Source organism: Kribbella sp. NPDC006257, from assembly GCF_040613535.1.
GTDB lineage: Bacteria > Actinomycetota > Actinomycetes > Propionibacteriales > Kribbellaceae > Kribbella.
On record NZ_JBEXSJ010000035.1, the window covers coordinates 15,950 to 38,059 of the forward strand.

The window sequence follows — 22,110 nt, forward strand, 5'->3', positions numbered from 1 at the left end:
TGCCTGTTCCCTTCCCTCGGGTAGTTTTCGCCTGTCAGGCGATAACTAAGGTGACGGTACCATCACCGACATGCCCGTCGCCAAGGAAAGTGATCCGGTGAACATCCCCAGCTATCCGCACGAGGTGCTGGCGGTGGTGCTTTCCGTCCGTGACGGCGATCTGTGCGTCCTGCTGTGGCGGCGCGGCCAGAGCCCGTTCAGGTATCGCTGGGCGCTACCCGGGGGTGGTGTGCAACCCACCGAACGGCTCAGGGAGGCGATCACCGGTCATCTCGCGGCCAAGGTCGATGTGCGTGACGTCGCCCATCTGGAGCAGTTGGCCACCCACAGTGCGATCGATCGAGATCCGCGAGCGCGGGTCCTCGCAACGGCGTACCTCGGGCTCGTTCCGTCCGACGTACAGCCGAATCTGCCGGCGGACACCTCCTGGCACCGGGTGGACGAGTTGCCGCGTACGGCGTTCGACCACCACTACTTCATCGAGGCGGCCGTGGCGCGGCTACGCGCGAAGCTCTCGTACACGAACATCGGCTTCGCGCTGGCTCCTGCGGAGTTCACCATCGCCGAGCTCCGCGACCTGTTCAGCGCGGCCTTGGGCTATGAGCTCAGCGCGACCAATCTGACCCGGGTGCTGACCCGGCGACAGGTCATCGGCCCCACCGAGCGGACCGCCCCACCCGGCCAGTCCGGCGGCCGCCCCGCCACCGTCTACAAGTTCGTCGCCCGCGAGCTGACGGTAACCGACCCGTTCGCCGTACTGCGGCCGCCTCGATGATCCGCCTCAGCTTTGGATGTTGAGGACGACTGTGCCGGTGATGATGCGGTGGTCCGAGCACGCCTTGCCACCGGTGCAGTTGTGCGAGATGGCCAAGGAGTCCGCGGTGTAGGGCCCGGCCAGATGGTTCTTCCGGACGAAGACGAGATCGATCTTCGTCGGTTGGTCGCAGGGTCCGTCGTTGTTGTTCTCGGTGGTGGCTTCGCCGTAGCCGGGGCAGCTCGGGTCGGTGTCGTCGAGTTCGCGGTACTGACCGCGGTTCTGCTGGTTGTTGTCCGTCACGAGATCGCCGTCGTACCAGTCGTCCAGGCGGCCCCAGTTCGGCTGGGCGTTGAAGTCGCCCGCGATCAAAGACGTGTCACCGTTGGCGTTCTGGGCTTCGAGCCTGCTGAGGATCGTCTGGAGCTGTGCCACGTTCGCGTTGTCGTGCAGCCCGTCCTTGGTCGGCTCCTGCGAAGGGCTGACATGCGTGCCGCAGAACCGCAGATGCGGTTGGGTGAGCATTGGAGCGCAGAGCAGTTTGCGCTGTTCGTCGGACTTGTCCTGAGGGAGCAGTACCGATTCGACCGGTCCCAGCGGGAACTTGCTGAAGATCGCCTCGCCGAAGGGCTGATTGTTGCATTTGTCCCCGCGTTGCTTCTCGAAGCGGGAGAAGTTGGTGCTGTCCTGCGGCCAGCCGGCCGTTGCGAGCCTGCTCTGGATCTCCTTGTACTGCTGCCAGCACAGCTCATTCAGTACTGCGAAGTCGGCGCCGCGATTCTGGATGGAGGAGACCGCGCCGGCCACCATGCCGTTGGTGGTCGATGCGTTGTTCATCGCCCAGCCGGCGACATTCCAGCTCCAGACCGTGTACGTACCGGTGACGGCGGGCTGAGCGGTTGCCGCCGGTGCCGCAGTGACAGCAACGGCGAGGGCGATGAGCAGGGAGAGGAAGCGACGCATGGAATTCTCCTTGGGGCGAAGGTGATTGATGGTCACAGCGACGGAAGCTTGTCAGGGTTGGTGACGGCGTAGATGCCGGCGATCAGGTCTTCGTCGAGGTCGAGGACGATCACCGCGAAGAGGCTGTCGCCGGACAACAGCAGCGCTGAGGGGTCGCCGTTGACGGTCCGGTACTGGACACCGAGCGAAGGGATCGGCCGACGCAGCGACTCCCCGATGAGAATGTTGGCGATCTTGTCGCGCCCCTGTACGGCGTGCAATCCGGCCGCTCGTGCCTTGCCTCCACCGTCGCCCCACATCGTCACCTCCGGCGCGAGCAAGGCCAGCAGAGCGTTCAGGTCACCGCCGGCAATAGCTGCGACGAACCGTTCCGTCACGGCGTACTGGACGGCAGGCGCGGCCTTGTACCGGGGCCGTCTGGCCTGCACGTGTTCCCTGGCGCGATGGGCCAGCTGCCGGATCGCAGCCGGTGTCCGATCGACGATCTCCGCGATCTCGCGGTGTGAGTAGCCGAACACCTCGTACAGGACGAAGACCGCGCGTTCCAGTGGGCTGAGTGTCTCGAGGACGACAAGCATCGCCATCGAAACGGTCTCCACCTGCTCGGTCCGGTCGGCCGGATCCAGCTCGGCGGTCATCAGCGGCTCGGGGAGCCACGGCCCGACGTACTGCTCACGCCGCCGCTGGAGGCTGGTACGGCGGGCAAGCGCTGCGTTGACCGCGATGCGGACCAGATAGGCGCGCGGATTCTCGATGCCGGCGCGCGACGACCAGTTCAGCCAGGTCTCCTGCAACACGTCCTCGGTGTCGGCGACGCTCGCGAGCATGTTGTACACGATCGAGAACAACAGCTCGCGATGCTGCAGGAACACACTGGTCGCCTCATCCATCCACAGCCTCCTCAGCTCCGAGACCCAAGAGTGTTCCGCACCGCCAGATGTGACACGAAGGGGATTGTCGGATTCCGGGTGGCTGGTTCGTGGACAGAGCAACCGGACCGGTGAGGTCCCAGACTCGAGGAGATCCACGATGAACGACCGAGGAACCAGGCCCTTCCGATTCGGTGTCGTTGCGCCGATCGGTTCCGACCTGCCGGCGTGGCGAGACCGTGTGCGCCGCATCGCCGACAGCGGCTACTCCACCTTGCTGATGCCCGACGTTCCTACCTGGCAACCAGCCCTTGGCCCCACGCTGGCAACCGCGGCCGCGCTCACCGACCTGCGGATCGGCTCATGGGTCTATGCCGCCGCGCTGCGCGAACCATGGAGTACGGCGTGGGAGGCGCACTCGCTGTCAGTACTCACCGAAGGCCGCTTCGAGATGGGCATCGGTGCCGGCCGACCGGGCATCGAGGTCGAGTTGGGGCTGCCGGCCGTCTCTCCGGCTGAGCGTCGTGCCAGGATGCGCGAGACCGTGGCCGCGCTGCGGAGGTTTGACGGCCCTGAGCTGCACACGCCGGTCGTCATGGCGGTGAGCGGACCGAAATCGCAGGCGCTGGCGCTCGAAGTCGCTGACGCAATCACGTTCGTCGTCTCATCGGAAGAAGATCGGGCCGCAACCACGAACCGGGTCCGTGACCTTCCAGCCGGCCGGGACATCGAACTCGGCCTGCATGTGTCCGCCGTCGGTGACGGTGTTGCTCCGTTCATGGCGGCGCCCAACCTCGACACCGCAGCCCTTCGCGCGGCCGACTCACTCCTCATCCTCCCGGGCGACCCGATCGCAGCCGCCGAAGAGATCCACCGGCGCCGCGAAGAGATCGGCTTCTCCTACTTCGTCATCGGCGCCGACTTCGCCGACACCCTCGCCCCAGCCGTCGCCAACCTAGCCGGCCAATAGGCGGCAGGAAGCGGGCGTGGAACGACGAAGTGCCTGGTCGGTGTTGCTCTGACCAGGCACTTCTCGGTAACTCACAAGGGGTGGAGGTGGCGGGAATCGAACCCGCGTCCTTCAGCGTCGAGTGAAGACTTCTCCGGGCGCAGTCTGTTAAGCGATTTTCTCGGCCCCAGCACTCCCACAGACAGGGTTGCTGACAGGCTCAGTCACTGTGAATGTCCCGCGTCAACCCCGTGACCGGGTTGACGAAGCAAGCTTCCTAGCTGAGGCCAGGATCCGGGTCGGAAGCAAACCCGGGCTGACCCACTTCAATGGCTCAGGCCGTCAGGCGGCGAGAGCGAAGTGCTGCTGATTTGCATCGGCAGTTATTGGTTTCCAGAGATCGTTTACGAGATAACCCTGGATCCTCGGCCCGCTTCTCTTCACTCGTCCGTCCAAAGTCGAAACCGTTCACCCCCATGTTGAGTTGTCAAACAGTCCACGGCCTGACCGCAGACCACCAACACTACCAACTCCAACAACCCACCCGCACCTGGGATTCCCCCCGCGACAGGGTCAGCGCATCAGCCGGAGGGTGAACGGATAGCGGAAGTCGGAGCCGAGCGCGGTGGCCAGGCCGCCGAGCCCGGTCAGCACGAACCAGAACAGCCCGACGATCGGGAACAGGAACCCGGTGAACCCCTCGGTCACCCCGGTCACGATCCCCAACAGCGCGAACACCATCACCGTGGTGAGCTGGAAGTTCAGCGCCTCGACCGCGTGCTTGCGGACCACCGGGTTCTCCTTGCCGGCGGTCGCGACGACCAACGCCGGCCCGACGAAGAAGGTCGGATAGCCGAGCCAGTGCGCGATCGTGCCCATCCCCCGGCCGGAGCTGGGCCGCCGCTGCAGCTGGGTGGGCCGGGTGAAGGCCGCCGGCGCGTACGTCGGGACCGGCCGCGAGACCAGTCCGTTGAAGGTGCCGTTGAGCTCGGCCCGGGTCCGCGCCTTCAACGCCAGTTCGATCCTGGTGTCGAACTCGCCATGATCCAGCCGGCCGTCGGCATACATCTCTTGCAGAATCTCGACCGCACGGTCCCGTTGGGCCGGCGTCACCAGCAGGTCAGAAGTGGACATGCACCCACTCTCCCGCCGCGACTCCCCTCACCCCATCGGGTTCAGCCCGGACCAGCCCCTGAGCCGACCCGCACCGCTACCGGCGGCTGCGGTCGGCCAGGGCTCGCTGTGCTTCGCGGTTGGACTGCCGTTCGGCCAGGGCATGCCGTTTGTCGTAGTCCTTCTTGCCGCGGCCGGTCGCGAGTTCGACCTTCGCGTAGCCGTCCTTGAAGTACAGCGACAGCGGGATCAGCGAGACGCCCTGCTGCTCGACGGCCTTGATCAGCTTCTCCAGCTCGTCCTTGTGCAGGAGGAGCTTCCTGGTCCGGCGCGGCTCGTGGTTCGTCCAGGTGCCGTGCGTGTACTCCGGGATGTGCATCCCCTGCAGCCACAGCTCGCGACCCTTGACGGCGGCGAACGCGTCGACGAGGGAGGCCCGGCCCAGCCGCAGGGACTTCACCTCGGTCCCGGTCAGCACGAGTCCGGCCTCCACCACGTCGTCGATGTGGTAGTCGTGTCGCGCCTTACGATTCTGCGCGATCGGTTTGTGGCCGGTCTGTTTCACCATCCGACCAGTATCTCAGGTCGCCTACAACCATTTCATCGGGTTAACCACGCGCCCGTCCTGGTAGACCATGAAGTGCAGGTGGCAGCCGGTCGAGTAGCCCGTGGTTCCGACGTACCCGATCACCTGGCCCTTCGACACGTGCTGGCCGACACGCACCTTGTACCGCGACAGGTGGTTGTACACGGTGGTGATCGACGACCCGTCGATCACGCCGTTCGACAGGAACAACCGGTTGCCGTAGCCACCGTTGTAGTAACGGTCGGTGATCACCCCGCTCGCGGCGGCGTGGATCGGCGTACCGCAGCCCGCGCCGAAGTCCGTGCCGTCGTGCAGTTTCCACACGTGCAGGATCGGGTGGAAACGCATCCCGTACGGCGAAGTGATGTAGGTGTCGATCGGGAAGCTCAGGCCCGACGAGTTGCCCGGATCGTCCGGGACGTCCCGCGGCGGCCGGTGCTCCTTCTTCGCCTTCGCCCGCTCGGCCGCCTCGCGGGCAGCCTTCCGCCGCGCGGCCGCGGCCTTCTCCGCCCGGGCCCGGGCGATCAGGATCTGCTCGACCCGGCTCCGCTCGGCCAGCAGCGCGTTGTACTGCGCCTGCTCGCTGTTCTTCTCCTTCTCGGCAGCCTGCTGCGCGACCAGCCGGGTAGCGGCGACCTTGGCCGCCTCGGCCTTGTCGGCGGCCACCTGCAGCGTGAGCGCGGTGACCTCCTTGACCGTCCGGGCCGCCTCGGCGCGCTGCGCCTCGACTGCCCGCTCCGCCGCCTGCACCTTGACCCGCTTGTTCGCGAGCTGCGCCTGGGCGTTGTTCAGGTTGGTGATCGCGTTGCCCTGGATGCCGAACACATTGCGCTGCACCTGCATCCCGGTCGCCAGGTCGGCCGGCGACGCACCCCGCAGTACGATGCTCAATCCCACCAGGCTGTTCTGCTGCTGGTACGCCGATCTGACGGCGCGACCCGCGACGGCCTTCTTCGCCTCGATGAGCTTCTCACCGGCGGCGACCTGGTCCAGCGCTGTCTGCAAAGCTGCCTCGGCGGCCTTGAGCTTGCTCGCGGCAACCAGATCGGCCGCCTTCGCGGCGGCGAGCTTGCCCTGGGCAACGGCGTACTTCGCCTGGACGGCCTGATAGGCGGCCTCGGCCTGGGTGTACGCCGTGACGGACTTGGCCAGCTCGTCGGACGCCTCGTTCAGCTCGCCGCGCTGGTTCTGGATCTGCGAGTCGAGCTGCTTCTTCTTCGCGGCGGGGTCCGGTGGATCTGCCTGGGCAGAGGGGACCGCCGCCAGAACTCCGGCGGACAGGGACAGGACAACGCAGCAAGCGGCGATGACCGTCTGCCGGCCGGGCGGGCCACCCAGGCGTCGCCTGAGGAACCGTCCGTCCGGTACGGCGGTGGCGCCGATGCTGTCGTCTCGCTTGATGCTCTCCCGCTTGCGCGGGTTCGCACCGGGGAAGTGCGGGACCACAGTCGACCCCTTGCTATGGGTATTGGTGACGTACTAGTCACCGACCATAAGCCCGCCGGGTCAGACTTTGAGGTATTTCCGCGTTGTGAGGAATGTCGGGATGATCGCCAGCACCAGACCGGCCACGACCATGATCAAGGTGGCGCGGAAGGTTTCGGCCACTCCTACCCACTGCCAGACCCGGAAGGTCTCCTCGGCCTGTTTCTTGACGAACAGGAAGACGCCCAGCCACAAGGTGCCGCAGGCAAGGACCGCGCCCACCAAGGCGGCCAGCATGGCCTCCAGCAGGAACGGTAGCTGGATATAGAAGTTCGAGGCGCCCACCAGGCGCATGATGCCGATCTCTCGCCGTCGCGCGTACGCCGCCAGGCGGATCGTGTTGGAGATCTGCATCAGTGCCGCGATCAGCAGCAACACGGAGGCGGCGAGCGTGGCCCATTTCAATTTGCTCAGCGCGTTGAAGAGTGGATCCAGATACTGTCTGAGGTCCTGCACCGTATCGACGCCGGGTAACCCGGCCACCGCACTGACCAGGTTCTGGTACCTCTGTGGATCCCTCAGCTTGACCCGAAAGGATTCCTGCATCTGGTCCACGGTGACCGTGGAGACGATCGGCGAGTCCTTGTACAGCTTCTTGAACTGGTCGAACGCCTCCTGCTTCGACTCCCCGAAGACGCCCTCGGGCGCGGTGTCCGGGCTCGACTCGATCACCTGCTTGATCCGGTTCTTCTGCTCAGTGGTCACCTCCGACCCCGAGCAGCCGCGGCCGCCGGAGTCCTTGGTGCAGAGGAAGACCGAGATCTGGATCTTGTCGTACCAGTTCCCCTTCATCAGCTCGACCTGGTCGCGGGCGAGCAGCGCACTGCCGAACAGCGACAGCGAGACCCAGATGGTGACGACGACCGCGATCGTCATCGACAGGTTCCGGCGCAGCCCGATGCCGAGGTCGGAGAGGATGTAGTTCAAGCGCATAACAGGTCAGTCCGTAACGTCGTAGGTCAGGTGGACCACTAGGGCGGCCTCAGTGCTGGTAGCCGTAGACGCCGCGCGACTCGTCGCGGACGACATGACCGTTCTCCAGCTCGATCACGCGTTTGCGCATCTGGTCCACGATCGACACGTCGTGGGTGGCCATCACGACGGTGGTGCCGGTCCGGTTGATCCGGTCCAGCAGCTTCATGATGCCGATCGAGGTACCCGGGTCGAGGTTTCCGGTCGGCTCGTCGGCGATCAGGATCATCGGCCGGTTCACGAACGCGCGGGCGATCGCGACCCGCTGCTGCTCACCGCCGGACAGCTCGTCCGGCATCCGGTCCTCCTTGCCGTCCAGACCGACCAGCTCGAGCACCTCGGGCACGGTCTTGCGGATGTGCTGGCGCGGCTTGCCGATCACCTGCAGCGCGAACGCGACGTTCTCCGCGACGGTCTTGTTCGGCAGCAGCCGGAAGTCCTGGAAGACGGTGCCGATCTGCCGGCGCATCTGCGGGATCCGCCAGCTGGCCAGCCGGTTCAGGTCCTTGCCGGCCACCATGATGTGGCCCTTGGAGGTCCGGTGCTCGCGCAGCACCAGGCGCAGGAACGTCGACTTGCCGGACCCGGAGGTGCCGACCAGGAAGACGAACTCGCCTTTTTCGATCTCGACGTCGACGTTCAGCAGGGCAGCCTTCGACTGGCCTTCGTACGTCTTGGAAACATTCTCGAAGCGGATCACGGTTCAGTCCGGCCGTGGTCGGGAACAGGGAGCAACGTAGAGGTCACCACGAGGGCACCGTACGCCACCGGAGCGGCCGTCGATCAGTGTAGGTGCTCCACGGCGTGCCGCGAGACCTAGCCGCGCCAGGCAGCGAGTGGCGTACGTAGTACGGACAAATCGCCTGTACTGCGTACGCGGGTCAGCTCGGAGTGGGCTCGGGGCGCGCGGTGGCGATCCGGGCGAGGCCGGGTTCCGGTTTGCGGCCGGCTTTGCGGGCGGCCTCGACGTGCAACCGGGCCAGCTCGACGGCCTGCCGGGAGACCCGGACGGTCTTCTTCTCACTCATCGGCGCCTCCCTCGACAATTTCGGTATCAGCATCCGCGAGTTCAGCGTACGCGGCCGGGCCGACCCGGTCGATCGCTACGGCCGCTGTCAGCGCGGCGACCAGGTCGTAGTCCTCCGGTTGTAACAGTTCCGAGCGCATCAGTGAGCGCAGCGTCACCACCCCGGCGTCGGTGCCCGCCTCGTCGCCCTCGAGGATCTGCTCGACGGCCCAGCGGACCATCCGCATCGTCTCCTCGCGATGCCGCCAGGTGTCCAGCTCGCGATCGGACTTGCGGGTCAGGTAGCCACCCAGCGCTACCCCACCGAGCGCGAGCACCGGACTGAGCACGGTCATCACCACCCCGACCACCGAGATCCAGGTCGGGATCACCGACACACCTCACAAAGCATTCTTGTTCTCCCAAATCCGTGGTGATGACCGGACGATGATGCTACGAAGGACAGCACATCACCCGCCACCGACAAATGGGAGCAGGACCGAGATGATGGACGAACCGGACTGCTACGACGTGTTCGTGCAGGGCACGGTGTTCCTGGACATCGTGCTGACCGGTCTGGAGTCCGCCCCGACCACCGGAACCGAGATCTTCGCCGAAGGAATGGGCTCCTGCCCCGGCGGCGTCGCCAACTTCGCCATCGCCGCCAGCCGGCTCGGCCTGCGCAGCGGGCTGGCCGCCGTCTTCGGCGACGACGTGTACGCCGACTTCTGCTGGCGGACGCTGGCCGACCAGGAGAAGGTGGATCTGTCGCACTCGCGCCGGATCGGCCACTGGCACTCCCCCGTCACGGTCTCGATGTCGATCGACCGGGACCGCGCGATGGTCACCCATGCGCACGAAGCGCCGGGTGACCCGAGCAAGCTGGTCGGGCCTGGTTTGCGGACCAGGTCCGCGATCGTGCCGGTCGCCGAGGAACTGCCCAGCTGGACGGCCGAGGCGCGTCAGTCGGGCGCCTTGCTGTTCGGCGACGTGGGCTGGGATCCGACCGACGTCTGGTCGCCTGCGGTGCTCGACGTACTGGAGGGCTTCCACGCCTTCACGCCGAACGCGGGCGAGGCGATGGCGTACACCCGGACCGACACCCCGAAGGCCGCGCTGCACAAGCTGGCCGAGCGGGTCCCGCTCGCGGTGGTGACGAACGGCGCGGACGGCGTACTGGCGATCGACTCCACGACCGGCGAGGAGGAGCACATCCCTGCGCTGCCGGTCCGCTCGTACGACCCGACCGGCGCGGGTGATGTCTTCCTGGCGTCCCTGGTCCTCGGCACCCTGCGCGACTGGCCGCTGGCCCACCGGCTCGCCTTCGGAAACCTCTGCGCCGGCCTCTCGGTCCAGCACTTCGGCGGCTCGCTGGCCGCTCCCGGCTGGGGCGACATCATCGACTGGGTCCGGGACCACACCCGCTCCCGCCCGGGCGATGTCGACCCCGAGATCCTGAAGCACTACACCTTCATCGGCGACGTTCTCCCGGCCGGTCCGGTGCCGATCGTCCGCCGGGCAGGTGCCACGATCGCCCGCCTTTCCGACGCCTGAGAGATACCCGTTGTATCCATTGTGAAAAACAATCGTTTGACCGCAGAAATAGGGCAAAAAACTTCGGAGAAGGTCTGTTCAGCACCCGTTTTTCCCGGCTAATGTCTCGGCGACCGCCCCTCGACTACGGGAGAGATACAGATGAGTACTCCGAGTAGCATGCGCCGCATCACGACCGCAGCAGTCACCTTGCCGCTCCTGGCCGGTGGGTTCTTCGCCCTGAACGCCCAGTCGGCCAGTGCCGACTGCGGCAGCCACCCCGCCTGGCAGAACCTGAGCGCCGGAGCCGGCCGGGTCACCAACTCGTCGCCGATCCGGACCGGCCCGTACCAGTCCTGCGACGTGGTGAAGCAGGTCGACACCTCGAAGGACCTCTTCTACCACTGCTGGGTCCTGAACCGAGAAGGCAACAGATGGACCCACGTCCGCATCGCCAACACCACCATCGAAGGCTGGATGTACAACGGCAACCTGAACGACGGCGGCAGCACCGCAGCCTCCAACCGCTGCACAGCCTGACCCACCCGACGCCCGGCGCCAGGTCCCCCGGACCACAACGCCGGGCGTCGGCACGTCCGGCGGCCGATTGTCAGTCCAGGCTTCCCCGCGGCGCCACCCACAGATGGGGCTGCCCAGTCACCGCAGCAATGTGCTCGAAGTCGGCGTCAAAATGCAGGATCACCGCATTGTGGTACGCAGCCACCGCCGCCGTCAGAACGTTTACCGCTTGAGCACTGCGGTGCTGACCTCGGGCCGCCATCCGAACCTGAGTCTCGCGGGCCCGGTCCGCTATCGACTCATTCATCGGAAGCCTGATATACAGCGAATTTCTTCGGTCAGCAATCGCCTGGACATCAGCCAGATCCCGACCGGAATACCCAACACTCAGATCGATCGTGACACACGTGGCAGCACTCTGATCGACAATCAGACCCGCGAGGATAGATCGCACCGACGGGTACTCGCCGCGAGAATGCGCCGTTGTGTCAACCAAGTACAACCTTCCGCCTGACAGAGTGCTCAACGGTAGGCCCCGCGCATGATCTCGGGGTCGGAGATGTCGGGTCCGACGCCGAGTGCATACGGATCGTCGAGGAGCGCCTCGATCCGTTCGCGAGGCGGCTGCGGTTTCCGGGGTGTGGAAATGGAGACCGGAGGGCCCTGGTCGGTCGTAAGGTCGGGTGGGTGACGCGCGGTGGTCGGGCTGCGCCGGAGTGTGGAGGGTGCGAGATGTCGGGTGCTGAGGGCAACGGGATCGGGCGCAGGAAGTTTCTGGCGGTAGGGGGTGGGCTGGCGGCGCTGGCGGTGGCCGGGTGCGGGTCCAATACCGGGCGCTCCTCGTCGGGTGGTTCCAGTGGCGGGAAGCCTGCGTTGGCGCAGTGGTACCACCAGTACGGCGAAGCGGGCACGCAGCAGGCGGTCGAGAAGTACGCCAAGGAGTACAGCGACGCCACCGTGACCGTGCAGTGGTCACCTGGCGACTACGACAAGAAGACCGCATCGGCTCTGCTCACCGACGGCGGCCCGGACGTGTTCGAGTACGGCAACGGCCCGACCATCGACATGATCAAGGGCGGTCAGGTGGTCGACCTGAGCGATCTGCTCGGTGACGCCAAGAGCGATTTCACGCCATCGCTCATCTCCCGGCTGACCTACCAGGGCAAGCTCTACGGCATCCCGCAGGTCACCGACATGCAGTTGCTCGTCTACCGCAAGAGCCTGCTCTCGGCGGCCGGCATCCAGCCACCGCAGACCGTCGACGAGTTGCTGGCCGCGGCCAAGAAGCTCACCACCGACAAGGTGAAGGGCCTGTTCGTCGGCAACGACGGCGGCGTCGGCATCCTCGGCGGCCCGGCGTTGTGGTCGGCCGGGCTCGACTACCTCACCGAGGACAACCAGTTCGGCTTCGACGACCCGGCCGCGGTCGAGTCGCTGCGCAAGCTCCGCGAACTGTTCACCAGCAAGTCTTTGTTGCTCGGGGCACCGACCGACTGGTCCGACCCGTCGGCGTTCACCCAGGGCCTGACCGCGATGCAGTTCACCGGCCTGTGGACCTTCCCGCAGATCCAGAAGGCGTTCCCCGACGACTTCGGCGTGCTGCCCTGGCCGAAGCTGAACGCGACCACCGGCGCACCCAGTGTCCCGGTCGGTGCCTACGCCTCCGCGGTCAGCGCGAAGTCGAAGAATGTCGACGCGGCGAAGAAGTTCGTCAAGTGGCTGTGGGTCGACCAGACCGACAAGCAACTCGACTGGGCCCAGTCGTACGGCTTCCACATCCCGGCCCGCAAGAGCCTGATCGACAAGGCCGACAAGCTGAAGACCGGCCCGGCGGCCGACGCGGCAAGGTTCGTCAACGAGAACGGCCACGCCCAGACCCCACTGCTGTGGACCCCGAAGTCCGGTACGGCGTACTCGGACGCACTCAACCGGATCATCAAGAACGGCTCCGATCCGGCCACCGAACTCAAGGCCGTCAAGGCCGTCGTCGAAGCCGAACTCAAGCGCATCAACGGCTGATGTCCGCATCACTGACCACCAGGTTGCGGGGCCGCTACGACCGCAACCTGTGGTTCGGCATCTTCGTCGGGCCGTTCGTGCTCGGCCTGGTCGTGTTCGTCTACATCCCGATCATCTGGTCGGTGGTGCTGAGCTTCTTCGACGCGCACAACACGGTCACGCCGAGCAAGTTCGTTGGCATCGGCAACTACCTGGACATGATCCGGGACGCGTCGTTCCGGTCCAGTCTCGGCACCTTCATCCTGTTCGCGCTGTTCATCGTGCCGACCACCTTCGTGGTGTCGCTCGGCCTGGCCCTGCTGGTGAACCGGGCGCGCTTCGCGAAGACCTTCTTCCGCTCGGTCTACTTCCTGCCGACGGCCTGCTCGTACGTCGTGGCGTCGCTGATCTGGAAACTTTCGATCTTCTCCGGCGTCCGGTTCGGCCTGATGAACACCGTGCTCGGCTGGTTCGGGATCGACCCGATCGCCTGGCTCTCGGTCACCCAGCCCCCCTGGTACTGGCTGGTGATCGTGACCGCGCGGATGTGGCTGCAGGCCGGGTTCTACATGATCCTGTTCCTGGCCGGCCTGCAGCGGATCTCGCCGTCGCTCTACGAGGCCGCCGCGATCGACGGCGCCACCGGCTGGAAGGTCCTGCGCTACATCACCCTCCCGCGACTCCGCACGACGTCGACCGCAGTGCTGCTTCTGCTGTTGATCAACGCGTTCCAGGCATTCGACGAGTTCTACAACCTCCTGTCGAGCTCCGGCCAGTACCCGCCGTACGCGCGTCCGCCGCTCGTCTATCTGTACTACGCGGCGCTCGGGCAGGGCCAGGACTTCGGGCACGGCAGCGCGGGCGCCGTGATTCTCACCCTGCTGATCGCCGTCGTCGCGCTCGGCCAGAACCGGATCCTCGGCCTCGGCCGGAGGGAGGACTGAGATGGCGAACATCCAGCGCTCCGGCGCCGACAAGGCCGGCTCAGTCATCCGGTACGTCGTACTCGGCGTCGGCGCCCTCTTCTTCCTGCTGCCCTTCTATCTCCTGCTGCGCAACGGGTTGTCCACCGAGGCCGACATCACCTCGCCGACCTGGAAGCTGTTCCCGTCGTCGCTGCAGTGGAGCAACATCACCGACCTGTTCAACGATCCGGCCGTCCCGATGCTGCGGAGTCTGGTCAACTCCCTCGTCATCGCGGTGGTGCAGACGATCGGCGTACTGGTGATCTCCGGTCTCGCCGGCTACGGCCTGGCCAGGATCCCTTTCCGGTATGCGAATGCGGTCTTCTACTTCATCGTCGCGACGTTGCTGATCCCGGCCGCGGTGACGTTCGTACCGAGCTTCGTGCTGGTCTCGTCGCTCGGCTGGGTGAGCACCTTGCGCGGCCTGATCGTGCCCGGGCTGTTCCAGGCGTTCGCGACCTTCCTCTTCCGGCAGTACTTCCTGAACTTCCCCAGGGAGCTGGAGGAAGCAGCGGAGCTCGACGGTACGGCGTACTGGGGAACGTTCTGGCGGATCGTGGTGCCGAACTCGAAGGGGTTCATCGCCGCGATCGGCACGATCACCTTCATCGGTTCGTGGAACGCGTTCCTCTGGCCGCTGGTGATCGCGCCGGACCAGAACTCCTGGACCGTGCAGATCGCGCTCTCCACGTTTCTCACCGCGCAGACCATCAACCTGTCCGAGCTGTTCATCGCGGCCGCCATCGCGATCCTGCCGCTCGTCATCATGTTCATCTTCCTGCAGCGCTGGATCGTCGAGGGTGTGGAGCGCTCCGGCATCAGCGAGTAAACCGCGAGACCTGTGACCCACCGGCGATACAGACTGGGCCCATGATCGACGAGCTCCGTTCCACCATTGCCGGCCCGGTTCTGACCCGCAGTGACGAAGGCTTCACCGACGAGGTCGCCGCCCACAACACGATTGCCGTTCACACTCCCGAGGTCGCCGTCGGCGCCACCTCCGAAGACGATGTCGCCGCGGCCGTCCGGGTCGCGGCGAAGCACGCCGTACCGGTGCGTGTTCTGGCGACCGGCCACGGCACCACGCCGAGCATGGCGGTCACCGACGGCATCCTGATCACCACGTCCCGTCTCAACGACCTCTCCATCGACGCCGAGACCCGGATCGCCCACATCGGCGCCGGGTGCGACTGGGCGAAGGTCGTCGCGGCCGCGGCCGAGCATGGCCTGCACCCGATCACCGGAGCGGCCGCCAGCGTCGGCACCATCGGCTACACGCTCGGCGGCGGCCTTGGCCCACTCGCCCGGACGTACGGGTTCTCCTCGGACTGGGCCCGCGGCTTCCGCCTGGTCACTGCCGACGGCACTGTCGTCTCGGCCAACGCGGACGAGAACCCGGACCTGTTCTGGGCGTTGCGCGGCGGCAAGGGTGGCTTCGGCGTCGTCACCTCGATGGACTTCGAACTGGTGCCGCTGACCACCCTGTACGGCGGTTCGATGTTCTTCGACACCGAGCACCTCGCGCCGGTGCTGACCGCCTGGCTCGACTGGACGACAACGGCACCTGAGTCCGTCTCCACGTCGGTCGCGATCCTCCGGCTGCCACCGATGGACTTCATCCCCGAACCGCTGCGGGGCAAGACGACGCTGAACCTGCGCTACGCCTTCGTCGGCGACTCCGCCGAGGGCGAGCGGCTGCTCCAGCCGCTGCGTGATCTCGCGCCGCGGCTGATCGATGCCGTCGGGGAGATGCAGGCCGCCGACATCGCGCAGATCCACAACGACCCGACGGATCCCGGCCCCGGCTGGGTGCGCGGCGTGATGCTGGGTGGCCTCGACGACGGCTTCGCCAAGACGTTGCTCGAGGTGGTCGGCCCGGAACAGCAGCTGCCGCTCATCCTGGTCGAGCTGCGCCACCTCGGCGGCGCCACCCACCGCGACGTGCCCGAGGGCAGCGCGGTCGGCGGGCGCACCGCGGAGTACAGCCTGTCGATCATCGGCGTGCCGGACCCGAGCCTCTTCGACACGGCGCTGCCGCCCCTGGTCGACGGCATCCTCAAGCAGCTCGCGCCCTGGATCTCCGCCGAGACCAACATCAACTTCGCCGGCGGACTCGAGCTTCCGGGAAGCTACGAGGCCAGCTGGCCGGCCGAAACCTTCAGCCGGCTGGCCGAGATCCGCACCACCTACGACCCGAACGGCCTCTTCCGCTTCCCGTAAACACTTTTGTCGATTCTGGATCTCCTCGTACGACGCGTTGGCAGCGGCACCCCTCAACGCCGCTCCACCGAGTGAGGAGTCCACCATGCGCAACAGAGCAATCCTGCTGGTCGTCGGCGCCCTGGCAGCCGCCATCCTGGCGCCGACGCCCAGCAACGCAGCCAGTCCACCACCGACCACCAGCACGATCCGTAGCTGTTCGGAGCTGCAGCGGGTCTTCGAGATCCCCGGCGCGCGCACGCACGTCGAGAAGGCAACAGAGATCGCAGGCAGCCCGGCGTACTGCGAGGTCGAGGGCTTCGTCGAACCTGCCGTCGGGTTCAAACTCCGGCTGCCACGTGACACCTACGCCGGTCGCTATCTGCAGTACGGCTGCGACGGGCTCTGTGGCGTGGTCCAGGACCCGATCATCCGGGGATGTGCGCCCGCGGGTGCTGACTTCGCTGTGGCGTCGACCAACGACGGCCACGTCGGGCAGGGCGGATTCCCGTTCAACATCACCGACGGGACCTGGGCGGCCAACAACCAGGCGGCTCGTGACGACTACTTCTTCCGCGCTCCCCACGTGGTCTCGGTCGCTTCCAAGCAGATCATCGAGGCGTACTACGGCTCTGCGCCGCAACGATCGTACTTCGCCGGCTGCTCGACCGGCGGCCGCGAGGGACTCCTGCTCGCGCAGCGCTATCCGCACGACTTCGACGGGATCGTCGCCGGTGCACCGGTCAACATGATGGGTCCGCTGATCGGGATGTACCACACCTGGCTGGCGACGATGAACGTCCGCCCCGACGGCAGCCCGGTGCTGACCGCCGGCAAGCTGCCCGCGCTGCACAACGCAGTACTGGCTGCTTGTGATCGGCTGGATGGGTTGACGGATGGGCAGATCGACGACCCCCGGGCCTGCCGCTACGACCCGGTGGCGCTGCAGTGCCCGGCCGGTTCCGACAACGATCAGTGCTTGACGCCCGCGCAGGTGGCAATCGTGCGGCAGCTCTATCGCGGGCTGACGGACGCGCGCGGCGTTCGCCTCTACCCGGGCTGGGAATCGCGGGGATCCGAACTGGCGTGGAACGGCGCGATCATCCCGGACCCGGTCTACGGCTCGTTCCTGGCACCGCTGCCGGACAACTACCTCAAGTACCTCGGCTACTCGATCGGTACGCCGCACTCGTCGATCAAGGACCTCGAGTTCACCGTGGCCGAGCTGCGGCGACTGACTCCTGAGGGCGTGAAGGGCAATGCGATGAGCCTTGATCTGTCCGCCTTCCACCGGGCCGGCGGCAAGCTGATCATCTGGCACGGTTGGGACGACCAGACTGTCCCGTCGGTCAGCACGGTCGACTACTACGACCGGCTGACGCGAGCCAACGGCGGCCGTGCTGCCACGCAGAAATGGGCGCGGCTGTTCATGGTTCCGACGAAGTACCACTGCCAGCTCGGCGGCTACAAGCTGACCGACCTCGATCCGATCCCCGCGCTGGTCGACTGGGTCGAACACAGCGATGCTCCCGACCGGATCATCGCCACCGCGGTCGACCCGGCCACCCACGCGGTCACCCGGTCCCGCCCGGTTTTCGCCTACCCGCTGCGAGCCGCCTACGACGGCACCGGCAGCATCGACGACGCCACCAACTTCGTTGCAGCCAAACCGTTGCGCCCGACCCAGGACACGATCCCGTGGGCCGGCACCGACCTCTACTACCGCCCAGGGCCGGTCGCCCGCTGACAACCTGAGCTGTGGCTAGGCAGTCCTAGCCACAGCTCAGAATGCCGGGATGATGTCCTTGCCATAGGCAGCGAGGGTGTCTTCCTTGGCGTCGTGTTGAAGATAGAGGGCGAACTGGTCGACGCCGATGGACTTGAGTTCTTCCAACCGGGCCAGGTGGTTCTCGACCGGGCCGAGGATGCAGAATCGGTCGACCACCTCGTCGGGGACGAAGTCGGTGTGGGTGTTCCCGGCGCGACCGTGTTCGGCGTAGTCGTAGCCCTTGCGGCCGGCGATGTAGCCGGTCAGGGCCGCCGGCACCTGGCCGGACGCGCCGTACCGCTCGACGATGTCGGCCACGTGGTTGCCGACCATCCCGCCGAACCAGCGGGTCTGGTCGCGCTGGTGGGCGAGATCGTCACCGACGTACGCCGGGGCCGCCACGCAGAAGGTGATCGCGTCGGGATCGCGGCCGGCCTGCTCGGCAGAGCGTCGTACGGCGGCGATCATCCACGCAGCGATGTCCGGGTCGGCGAGCTGCAGGATGTAGCCGTCGCCGACCTCACCGGTCGCCGCCAGCGCCTTCGGCCCGTACGCCGCCACCCAGAGCTCGAGTTCGCCGTTCTCGACCCAGGCGAACTTCAACTGCTGCCCGCGGTACGCCACCGTCTCGCCCCGCGCGAGTGAACGCACGACCTCGACGCACTGCTTCATCTCGGCGATGGTTCCCGGCTGCTTGCCGAGCGTGCGCAACGCCGAGTCGCCGCGACCGATCCCGCAGACCGTGCGGTTGCCGTACATCTCGTTCAGGGTCGCGAACTGGGACGCGATCACGGTCCAGTCGCGGGTGCCCGGGTTCGTTACCATCGGACCGACGATCACCCGTTCGGTGGACGCCAGGATCTGGCTGTAGATGACGAACGGCTCCTGCCAGAGCAGGTGCGAGTCGAACGTCCAGACGTGGCTGAACCCGGCCTGCTCGGCCTTGACCGCGAGATCCACCACCGCCGAGGCGGGCGGATCACACTGGAACACCACTCCGAAGTCCACCGGTATTGCCCCCTCGAGTCAGACCAGGTACGACGACAACCCACGGCGCAGGAAGCGTCCGTGCCCCTTCCGGCCATGGTAGTTGCCATCAGCCACGATCACGGCGCCCCGCGAGATCACCGTGCCCACCCGGCCCTGGATCTCTACCCCTTCGTACGCCGAATGGTCCATGTTCATGTGATGCGTCTCCGCACTGATCCGGGTCGTCCCGTTCGGGTCGTAGATCACCAGGTCCGCGTCCGATCCCGGCTGGATCACGCCCTTCTGCGGATACAACCCGAACATCCGGGCCGGCGTGGTAGCGATCGTCTCGACCCAGCGCTCCAGCGAGAGCTGCCCGTCGACGACGCCTTGGTAGATCAGGTCGACGCGATGCTCGACACCGCCGATACCGTTCGGGATCTTGGAGAAATCGCCGCGGCCGAGCTCCTTCTGGTCCTTCATGCAGAACGGGCAATGGTCGGTCGACACGATCGCCAGATCGTTGCTCCGCAGGCCCTTCCACAGGTCCTTCGCGTGCGGCTCGTGCTTGCTCCGCAACGGTGTCGAGCAGACCCACTTCGCGCCTTCGAAACCAGGCGCTCCGAGTTGGTCCTCCAGGGTCAGGTAGAGGTACTGCGGGCAGGTTTCCGCGAAGACGTTGCGCCCGTTGTCCCGGGCTGCGGCGACGTGCTCGAGCGCCTGGCTCGCGGACAGGTGGACGATGTACAGCGGGCAGTCCTGCGCGACCTCGGCGAGCGAGATGGCCCGGTTGGTCGCCTCGGCCTCGAGCGCGGCCGGCCGGGTGATGCCGTGATAGATCGGGTCCGTCTCACCGCGGGCCAGCGCCTGCTGGACCAGGACGTCGATCGCGATGCCGTTCTCCGCGTGCATCATGATCATCGCGCCGTTCGCCCGCGCGTTCTGCATCGCGCGCAGGATCTGGCCGTCGTCGGAGTAGAACACCCCGGGGTAGGCCATGAAGAGCTTGAAACTGGTGATGCCCTCGTCGGTGACGAGCTGGTCCATCGCCTTCAGCGCGTCGTCGTCCACGCCGCCGAGGATCATGTGGAACGCGTAGTCGATGTGGCAGTTGCCATCGGCCTTCGCGTGCCAGGCGGCCAACCCGTCCTGGACCACCTCGCCGGTGCGCTGCACGGCGAAGTCGATGATCGTCGTCGTCCCGCCCCAGGCGGCCGCCCGGGTGCCGGTCTCGAACGTGTCGCTGGCCGCCGTGCCACCGAACGGCAGCTCCATGTGCGTGTGCGCGTCGATCCCGCCCGGGATCACATACTTGCCGGCGGCATCGATCACCTCGTCGGCCTGCACGGTCTGGCTGTACGCCGGATCCAGCACGGCGACGATCTTCTCGCCCTCGACCAGCACGTCGGCCGGTTGCGTGCCGGTCGGCCCGACGACAGTTCCACCCTTGACCAGCAACGACATCCTCGACGCTCCTCGGTTGATTCGGTTGTCGCCTTGCGTCCGAAGAAGCGGAGGGACGTGTCGACCACTTCTTCGGACGTAAGCGATCGTGGTTACGGCTTGGTGAGGTCGCCGTAGGCGTCGGGGCGGCGGTCGCGGTAGAACTGCCAGCGATCGCGGACCGTGTCGAGCAGGCTCAGATCCAGGTCGCGGACGATCAGCTCGGGGTCGTAGTCATGGCCGACGTCGCCGACGAATTTGCCTTCGGGGTCGACGAAGTACGACGTGCCGTAGAAGTCGTTGTCGCCGAACTCGTCCTCCACGCCGACCCGGTTGATCGCGCCGATGAAGTACTCGTTGGCGACCGCCGAGGCGGGCTGCTCCAGTTTCCACAGGTAGGAGCTGAGGCCGCGGCTGGTGGCGGACGGGTTGAAGACGATCTTGGCGCCGGCGAGGCCGAGGGCGCGCCAGCCTTCGGGGAAGTGCCGGTCGTAGCAGATGTAGACGCCGATCCGGCCGACCGCGGTGTCGAAGACCGGGTAGCCGAGGTTGCCGGGACGGAAGTAGAACTTCTCCCAGAACCCGTTCACCTGCGGGATGTGGTTCTTCCGGTACTTCCCGAGGTACTTGCCGTCGGCATCGATCACGGCAGCGGTGTTGTAGAGCACCCCCGGCTGCTCCTGCTCGTACATCGGCAGCACCATCACCATGCCGAGCTCGGCGGCGAGCGCCTGGAACCGCTCGGTGGTCGGGCCCGGCACTGACTCGGCGTACTCGTAGAACTTGGGATCCTGCAGCTGGCAGAAGTACGGCCCGTAGAACAGCTCCTGGAAGCAGATCACCTTCGCCCCCGCCGCCGCGGCCTGCCGCGCATAATCCTCATGCGCCTTCGTCATGGACTCCTGATCGCCGGTCCACTTCGTCTGCACCAGCGCCGCCCGCACCACTTCCGCCACAACAACCTCCCACCTAGCCGAGCCCCCATGCTCTATCCGCAACAGCCCCCAGTCAACGATTCTCGAAAGAACCCCAGGAACCGTGACGAGTCAGAGGTGAAGCAAGGAAAGCGGAGGGAGCGTCGAACCTCAGGAAGCGTGACGCGTCAGAGGTTGAAGGTGTGGGAGGGGGCTGCGGCTACTCGGCCTCCGACGGTTACTGCGGTGGGGCTGATGAGAGTGGTGAGGAGTTGGGAGCCGGTGCCTTGGGTGATGTGGAGGGGGCGGGCTAGGCGGGCGGTTAGTTGGGTGGCGGCGGAGCCTGTTGCTTCGTCTTCGGGGATGCCCATGGCGGGGGCGAACATGCGGGAGCGGATCGTGCCGGTTTCTTCTGAGATCCAGGACCAGAGGTAGGTGTGGTCGTCGGAGAAGGATGCAGGGTCCGCGGCTAGGACCTCGTCGGGAGATTCCAGCTGGCGCCAGGTGAAGGTGCTGCCCCAGGAAGGGTCTGCTTGGACCGAGGTGATGTCGCCCGATCGGGTCACGGGGACCGGGCCGGCGGGCACTCGTAGTACGGGCGTGTCGTAGCCCTGGGAATGCAGCCACCAGGCGACGCCGACCGTGGGGTGGCCGGCGAAGGGCATCTCGACGGTCGGGGTGAAGATCTGCAGGACGCCGTCGGCGGGATCGTCGATGAAGACGGTCTCGCTGTAGCCGAGCGCTGCCGCCACCCCGAGCCTTGCATCAACAGGGACCAGGGTGCCGTCGACGATGCCGAGCGGGTTCCCGAAGGCACCGGAGGGGTCGACGAAGACCCGTACGACGTGCACGTCGACGGTGGTCACAGCCGGTGCTCCGCGGTCGAAGGTGGGAGAGGGGGCGGGTCAGAAAACGAGGATCGCGGCGATGACGGCGATCAGGACGACGACGCCGCCCACGATGGCCAGCGTGCGGCCGTTGACCTTGGGCTCTTCGGCCGCCTCGGTCTTGGCCTCGTTCACGAAGGCGCGGAACATCTGCGTGTTCGCACCCGGGTCCTGCTCGTTCTCCGTGAGGTTCTGGTCAGTCATGCCGCAGACCCTAC

The 22,110-nt window shown here is 66.4% G+C and carries 24 protein-coding genes and 1 other RNA gene; 9 read left to right on the plus strand and 16 right to left on the minus strand.

Annotated features, from left to right (window positions below; genetic code table 11):
* Nucleotides 1–70: 70 nt before the first annotated feature.
* The gene (locus ABZ004_RS31865) at nt 71–775 is read left to right on the plus strand and encodes an NUDIX domain-containing protein (protein ID WP_355684795.1); all 705 of its coding nucleotides are present in this window, start codon (nt 71–73) and stop codon (nt 773–775) included.
* 6 nt (nt 776–781) lie between these two features.
* Here ABZ004_RS31865 and ABZ004_RS31870 read toward each other — a convergent pair whose 3' ends face one another.
* Together ABZ004_RS31870 and sigJ are read right to left on the minus strand one after the other, a co-directional pair.
* On the minus strand, nt 782–1,717 hold the full coding sequence (locus ABZ004_RS31870; protein WP_355684796.1) for an endonuclease/exonuclease/phosphatase family protein: 936 nt from the start codon (nt 1,715–1,717) through the stop codon (nt 782–784).
* A gap of 32 nt (nt 1,718–1,749) precedes the next feature.
* Complete coding sequence (sigJ, locus tag ABZ004_RS31875) at nt 1,750–2,607, minus strand: RNA polymerase sigma factor SigJ (protein WP_355684797.1); 858 nt, start codon at nt 2,605–2,607, stop codon at nt 1,750–1,752.
* 139 nt (nt 2,608–2,746) lie between these two features.
* Here sigJ and ABZ004_RS31880 point away from each other — a divergent pair, with 139 nt between their 5' ends.
* Nucleotides 2,747–3,556 carry an LLM class flavin-dependent oxidoreductase gene (locus tag ABZ004_RS31880; protein WP_355684798.1) on the plus strand — a complete coding sequence of 270 codons (810 nt, stop codon included), beginning with the start codon at nt 2,747–2,749 and terminating at the stop codon, nt 3,554–3,556.
* 78 nt (nt 3,557–3,634) lie between these two features.
* Here ABZ004_RS31880 and ssrA read toward each other — a convergent pair.
* From ssrA to ABZ004_RS31920, 8 genes are all read right to left on the minus strand, one after another.
* Nucleotides 3,635–4,011: a transfer-messenger RNA gene (ssrA, locus tag ABZ004_RS31885) on the minus strand.
* 97 nt (nt 4,012–4,108) lie between these two features.
* Complete coding sequence (locus tag ABZ004_RS31890) at nt 4,109–4,669, minus strand: DUF1707 and DUF4870 domain-containing protein (protein ID WP_355684799.1); 561 nt, start codon at nt 4,667–4,669, stop codon at nt 4,109–4,111.
* 76 nt (nt 4,670–4,745) lie between these two features.
* Complete coding sequence (gene smpB / locus ABZ004_RS31895) at nt 4,746–5,216, minus strand: SsrA-binding protein SmpB (RefSeq protein ID WP_355684800.1); 471 nt, start codon at nt 5,214–5,216, stop codon at nt 4,746–4,748.
* 21 nt (nt 5,217–5,237) lie between these two features.
* Complete coding sequence (locus ABZ004_RS31900; RefSeq protein WP_355684801.1) at nt 5,238–6,680, minus strand: peptidoglycan DD-metalloendopeptidase family protein; 1,443 nt, start codon at nt 6,678–6,680, stop codon at nt 5,238–5,240.
* A 60-nt stretch (nt 6,681–6,740) separates the two neighbouring features.
* The gene (gene ftsX / locus ABZ004_RS31905) at nt 6,741–7,652 is read right to left on the minus strand and encodes a permease-like cell division protein FtsX (RefSeq protein WP_355684802.1); all 912 of its coding nucleotides are present in this window, start codon (nt 7,650–7,652) and stop codon (nt 6,741–6,743) included.
* A gap of 49 nt (nt 7,653–7,701) precedes the next feature.
* A complete protein-coding gene (gene ftsE / locus ABZ004_RS31910) occupies nt 7,702–8,391 on the minus strand; it encodes a cell division ATP-binding protein FtsE (RefSeq protein WP_112246967.1) in 690 nt (229 codons plus the stop codon).
* Between the two features lie 181 nt (nt 8,392–8,572).
* The gene (locus ABZ004_RS31915) at nt 8,573–8,719 is read right to left on the minus strand and encodes a hypothetical protein (protein WP_355684803.1); all 147 of its coding nucleotides are present in this window, start codon (nt 8,717–8,719) and stop codon (nt 8,573–8,575) included.
* Complete coding sequence (locus ABZ004_RS31920) at nt 8,712–9,089, minus strand: hypothetical protein (protein WP_355684804.1); 378 nt, start codon at nt 9,087–9,089, stop codon at nt 8,712–8,714. The genes ABZ004_RS31915 and ABZ004_RS31920 overlap by 8 nt, the downstream gene beginning before the upstream one ends.
* 112 nt (nt 9,090–9,201) lie before the next feature.
* On the opposite strand from ABZ004_RS31920, the gene ABZ004_RS31925 reads away from it, so the two are divergent.
* Nucleotides 9,202–10,251 carry a PfkB family carbohydrate kinase gene (locus ABZ004_RS31925; RefSeq protein WP_355684805.1) on the plus strand — a complete coding sequence of 350 codons (1,050 nt, stop codon included), beginning with the start codon at nt 9,202–9,204 and terminating at the stop codon, nt 10,249–10,251.
* A gap of 141 nt (nt 10,252–10,392) precedes the next feature.
* The gene (locus tag ABZ004_RS31930; protein ID WP_355684806.1) at nt 10,393–10,770 is read left to right on the plus strand and encodes a hypothetical protein; all 378 of its coding nucleotides are present in this window, start codon (nt 10,393–10,395) and stop codon (nt 10,768–10,770) included.
* A gap of 70 nt (nt 10,771–10,840) precedes the next feature.
* Here the strand turns inward: ABZ004_RS31930 and ABZ004_RS31935 are convergent, their stop codons facing one another.
* Entirely contained in the window at nt 10,841–11,245 is a 405-nt protein-coding gene (locus tag ABZ004_RS31935) for a VapC toxin family PIN domain ribonuclease (protein ID WP_355684807.1), read from the minus strand.
* 236 nt (nt 11,246–11,481) lie between these two features.
* On the opposite strand from ABZ004_RS31935, the gene ABZ004_RS31940 reads away from it, so the two are divergent.
* The 5 genes from ABZ004_RS31940 (at nt 11,482) to ABZ004_RS31960 (ending at nt 17,658) form a co-directional block, all read left to right on the plus strand.
* Nucleotides 11,482–12,768 carry a sugar ABC transporter substrate-binding protein gene (locus ABZ004_RS31940; RefSeq protein ID WP_355684809.1) on the plus strand — a complete coding sequence of 429 codons (1,287 nt, stop codon included), beginning with the start codon at nt 11,482–11,484 and terminating at the stop codon, nt 12,766–12,768.
* The gene (locus tag ABZ004_RS31945) at nt 12,768–13,691 is read left to right on the plus strand and encodes a sugar ABC transporter permease (RefSeq protein ID WP_355684810.1); all 924 of its coding nucleotides are present in this window, start codon (nt 12,768–12,770) and stop codon (nt 13,689–13,691) included. Before ABZ004_RS31940 ends, ABZ004_RS31945 begins: the two co-directional genes overlap by 1 nt.
* 1 nt (nt 13,692) lies before the next feature.
* Complete coding sequence (locus ABZ004_RS31950; RefSeq protein ID WP_355684812.1) at nt 13,693–14,541, plus strand: carbohydrate ABC transporter permease; 849 nt, start codon at nt 13,693–13,695, stop codon at nt 14,539–14,541.
* A 41-nt stretch (nt 14,542–14,582) separates the two neighbouring features.
* Nucleotides 14,583–15,932: an FAD-binding oxidoreductase gene (locus ABZ004_RS31955; protein WP_355684813.1), complete on the plus strand. Its 1,350-nt coding sequence runs from the start codon at nt 14,583–14,585 to the stop codon at nt 15,930–15,932.
* Between the two features lie 85 nt (nt 15,933–16,017).
* Complete coding sequence (locus ABZ004_RS31960) at nt 16,018–17,658, plus strand: tannase/feruloyl esterase family alpha/beta hydrolase (protein WP_355684815.1); 1,641 nt, start codon at nt 16,018–16,020, stop codon at nt 17,656–17,658.
* 36 nt (nt 17,659–17,694) lie between these two features.
* On the opposite strand, the gene ABZ004_RS31965 is transcribed toward ABZ004_RS31960, so the two are convergent.
* The 5 genes from ABZ004_RS31965 to ABZ004_RS31985 all read right to left on the minus strand — a co-directional run bounded on the left by ABZ004_RS31965 (nt 17,695) and on the right by ABZ004_RS31985 (nt 22,096).
* Nucleotides 17,695–18,687, minus strand: a complete 993-nt coding sequence (locus ABZ004_RS31965) for a TIGR03842 family LLM class F420-dependent oxidoreductase (RefSeq protein WP_355684816.1) — start codon at nt 18,685–18,687, stop codon at nt 17,695–17,697.
* 18 nt (nt 18,688–18,705) lie between these two features.
* The gene (hydA, locus tag ABZ004_RS31970) at nt 18,706–20,112 is read right to left on the minus strand and encodes a dihydropyrimidinase (RefSeq protein WP_355684818.1); all 1,407 of its coding nucleotides are present in this window, start codon (nt 20,110–20,112) and stop codon (nt 18,706–18,708) included.
* A 92-nt stretch (nt 20,113–20,204) separates the two neighbouring features.
* Entirely contained in the window at nt 20,205–21,047 is an 843-nt protein-coding gene (locus ABZ004_RS31975; protein ID WP_355684820.1) for a nitrilase-related carbon-nitrogen hydrolase, read from the minus strand.
* Between the two features lie 146 nt (nt 21,048–21,193).
* Nucleotides 21,194–21,871: a PhzF family phenazine biosynthesis protein gene (locus ABZ004_RS31980; RefSeq protein ID WP_355684822.1), complete on the minus strand. Its 678-nt coding sequence runs from the start codon at nt 21,869–21,871 to the stop codon at nt 21,194–21,196.
* Between the two features lie 39 nt (nt 21,872–21,910).
* On the minus strand, nt 21,911–22,096 hold the full coding sequence (locus ABZ004_RS31985; RefSeq protein WP_355684824.1) for a hypothetical protein: 186 nt from the start codon (nt 22,094–22,096) through the stop codon (nt 21,911–21,913).
* Between the last annotated feature and the right edge of the window lie 14 nt (nt 22,097–22,110).